The sequence below is a fragment of the Halochromatium sp. genome (assembly GCF_054919635.1).
The window spans coordinates 1-3,495 of sequence record NZ_JBUDPI010000370.1 but is presented as its reverse complement, the minus strand read 5'-3'; the positions used below and the strand labels follow the sequence as shown (position 1 = coordinate 3,495).

The following is a 3,495-nucleotide window of genomic DNA, read 5'->3' as shown; positions in this document are numbered from 1 at the left end:
GGATGGCACCAAGCATGACCTCAAAGGTCGTCTCAGCGGGCCACCAGTGCTGCTCTCCATAAGCCGCCAAGAGCGACCTGAACAGGGTCGAGATCGGCTCCGCGTTGTGCTCAAGGCTACCCACAGCTTGAATGCGGCCTGTTTCCGGCTGCGGCCTCTGGCGACGACTGTCTGGCGACGACTGTGCGGCTGCGACTGTCTGGCCGCGACTGGCCGAGCTGCGGGCGACGCTTGATTTGCCTGCCCGACTCAGATCGTCTGCCCCTTACGGATCACGACGATGCCCTCTTCGGAGACCTCGAAGCGCTCGGCATCGGCGCGATGATCCTCGCCAATGCAGGCCCCGGCCGGAATCACCACGTCCTTATCACAGATACAGCGCCGAACCCGGGCATTGGCGCCAACCCTCACGCCCTCGAACAGGATCGCCTCATCGACGATGGCGCCATCCTCGACCTGGACCCGCGGATAGAGCACCGAATGACTGACACCGCCACCGCGGATCACGGTCCCAGCGCCGAGCATCGAGTTGACAAAGATCCCCTCGTTGCCCGAGGTCGGTCCCGGCACCGTCCGTGCCGGCGGGTACTGACCTTGATAGGTCAGGATGTGCCAGTCCGCCTGATAGAGATCGAGCGGCGATTCGGCCCTGAGCAGGTCCATATTGGCGCGGAAATAGGCATCGGTAGAGCCCAGGTCGCGCCAGTAGCGGTCTTGGGTCACACGCCCGCGCTCACCGCCGAATCGATACGCCTTGGGCGCAGTGGCCGCTGTCGCGCGGCCGGCCAACATCGGCGCGAGCAGCTGGGTCGCCAGATCGGAGCCCTGCTCCATCTCGACCTCAGTGGCAGCAGCGAGGGTCTCGATCTGCTCGAGCAGCAACGTCTTGTCGATCAGGACCACGCCCATGGTCGATAGATAAGGGCCAGTCTCACCGCTCGCCGAGCCGATGCCCGTGATGCGCTCGCCCTCATCCAGCTCAACCTTGACAGCGCCGGCCGCTGACCCCGGACCCGCTTGCCGTAGTGCACAGGTGATTCCGCCCCCAGGACCCTGCTGCTCGCGATGGTGCTGGATCAGCTCGGCATAATCCATGCGGTACACCAGCCCCCCATCGAGCAGCAGCAAGAGATCGGCCGTGCTTCGCTCGATCAGATAGCGGTTCTGCCGCAAGGCATCGACGGCGTTGCGATACCAGCCGCTGTCATAGCGCATCTGCGGTGGCACCGCGGTGATGAACTCACCAAGCTCGGCGTTGAACAGCGACCAGCCATCGCGCAGATGTTTGTGCAGTGAATGCGACTTGTACTGCGTCAGCACCAACACCTGTCTTAGCCCGGAGTGCAGGCAGTTCGCCAGCGTGAAATCGATCACGCGATACTTACCGGCCACCGGGACCGCCGCCTTGCATCGATGCTCGGTAAGTGGAATCGGGGCACCGCGCTCAGCGGCAAACACGAAGGTCAGGGTCTTCGATGGCATGAACAGTTTCCAGGATAGCGCTGCTCTAGCCGCCGGTTGCGGCAGCTGGCTGGTTTCTGCAACAGGTCAACGGGGCATTAGGCCAATCCGGCCCAGACTCGCTCTCGATGATCCTGAAGGCATTGTAGGCCAAGGCAGCCCCGGCAAGACCGAGCACGGCAAACAACAGAAGGCGATGCGGTGACATGGGCACCCCCGAGTAGGCCATAGCGTCGAAGTGGCGACGAACTGCGCTCGCCCATCGGATGCGCCGTCCTTGGGCGCGATCATCAAAAGACGCCCTGTATTGGTGCAAGGGCGTCGTCTGATCCTGATCATCAATCGGCCTGATCAACCCGTCCTGGCCAAGCCGATCCGGTCGATCGCCATGTTTGGCTGCGGGGCGATCGCCTCAAACAGCAGCGAGTTCCCGGACATCTCCGCCACAGGCGGCAGCCCCATCAGCTCGAGGACCGTTGGGGCCACATCAGCCAGGGTGCCACTCGGTCTCAATACCCAGCGCTCCTTATCGACCACCAGAAAGGGAACCGGATTGGTCGTGTGCTGGGTGTGCGGCGCATCGGTCTCCGGATCGACCATCATGTCGCAGTTCCCGTGATCCGCGGTCAGCAGCGCCGAGTAGCCATTCGCCACGGCCGCATCCAGCACCCGCCCCGCTTGCTGGTCCAGGACCTCGACGGCATGCACCACCGCGTCCATGTAGCCGGTATGGCCGACCATGTCGCCATTGGCAAAATTGACCACGATGAAGCCGTACTGGCAGGTTTCGATCGCCTCGACCACGGCGTCAGCGACCTGCACCGCGCTCATCTCCGGCTTGAGGTCATAGGTCTTGACCATTGGGGACGGAATCAATCGATGCACCTCGCCCGCCGCGGGCTCCTCACTGCCGCCGTTGAAGAAGAAGGTCACATGCGCGTACTTCTCGGTCTCGGCACAGTGGAACTGCTCGATGCCCTGGGCACTGAGCACCTGGTTCAGCGTGGTTCGCGGCACCTCTGGATCAAACGCATGGGGCAAGCCAAAACGCTTGTCGTAGACCATCATGCAGGTCAGATCAGCGCGCGGCGCCGTCCCACGGTCGAAACCCTCGAACGCGTCCAGGGCGAGCGCTGAGGCGATCTGCCGTGGCCGATCCTTGCGGAAATTGAACAGCACCATCGGGTCATCAGGCTCGAGCCCCTTCCAGTTGCCGATCACGCTCGGATGAATGAACTCGTCACCCTCGCCAGCGGCATAGGCGGCATCGATGGCCGCCCGCGCCGTCGCCGCACCGCGACCCTTGCCCAGCGCGATCGCACGCCAGGCCCGCTCGGTGCGATCGAAGCGGCGATCGCGGTCCATCGCGTAATAGCGACCGCTGACGGTGACGATGCGCCCATTGGCACTCTCCAATGCCGCTTCGATCTCGCCGAGGCCATTGAGCACCGACTTCGGTGGGGTATCGCGACCATCCGTGATCATATGCACCAGCGGCACCACGCCCTCGCGCCGGCAGAGCTCGATCAGCGCAAGCAGATGGCGCGCGTGACTGTGCACACCGCCTTCGGAGACCAGGCCAAGGAGCTGCAGCGGTCGCTGCTTGGCCTTGGCGGCAGTCACGGCGTCGATGAGCGCCGGGTTCTCGAAGAAGCTGCCATCGGCGATCGCATCGTCGATCAGCACCAGGTCCTGGCGCAGCAGGCTGCCGCTGCCGAGCGTCATGTGCCCGACCTCGGAATTGCCCATCTGCCCCAGGGGCAGGCCAACGCCAGCGCCGGAGGCGTTGAGCTGGGTGTAGGGATAGCGGAAGAAGTATTCGTCGAGACGCGGCGTCTTTGCCTGGGCAATGGCGTTGTGAAGCTTGCTCGGGTTGATGCCGAAGCCATCGAGGATGACCAGGACGACCGGGCGTCTCGGGGTAGCCGACTCTGCAGTGGTGGTCATGATCGGAGAACCTTGGTTGCGGGTTGTCCAGAAGGATGATGCAAGAGACGTTCCTTTTCCACTTCGGTTTTGTGACGGCGGCAAGGT

The 3,495-nt window shown here is 63.5% G+C and carries 2 protein-coding genes; both read right to left on the bottom strand.

Translation table 11 applies throughout. The features are described from left to right. Positions 1-249: 249 nt before the first annotated feature. Entirely contained in the window at positions 250-1,482 is a 1,233-nt protein-coding gene (locus ACY693_RS16735; RefSeq protein ID WP_462322946.1) for a glucose-1-phosphate adenylyltransferase family protein, read from the bottom strand. A gap of 330 nt (positions 1,483-1,812) precedes the next feature. Then, positions 1,813-3,408 (bottom strand): 2,3-bisphosphoglycerate-independent phosphoglycerate mutase, encoded by a 1,596-nt coding sequence (gpmI, locus tag ACY693_RS16730; RefSeq protein WP_462322945.1) that lies wholly within the window; start codon positions 3,406-3,408, stop codon positions 1,813-1,815. Between the last annotated feature and the right edge of the window lie 87 nt (positions 3,409-3,495).

What these genes read in the sequence shown, in the direction of transcription:
- ACY693_RS16735 (WP_462322946.1), bottom strand. Translation starts at nt 1,482, where the DNA reads ATGCCATCGAAGACCCTGACCTTCGTGTTTGCCGCTGAGCGCGGTGCC.
- gpmI (WP_462322945.1), bottom strand. Translation starts at nt 3,408, where the DNA reads ATGACCACCACTGCAGAGTCGGCTACCCCGAGACGCCCGGTCGTCCTG.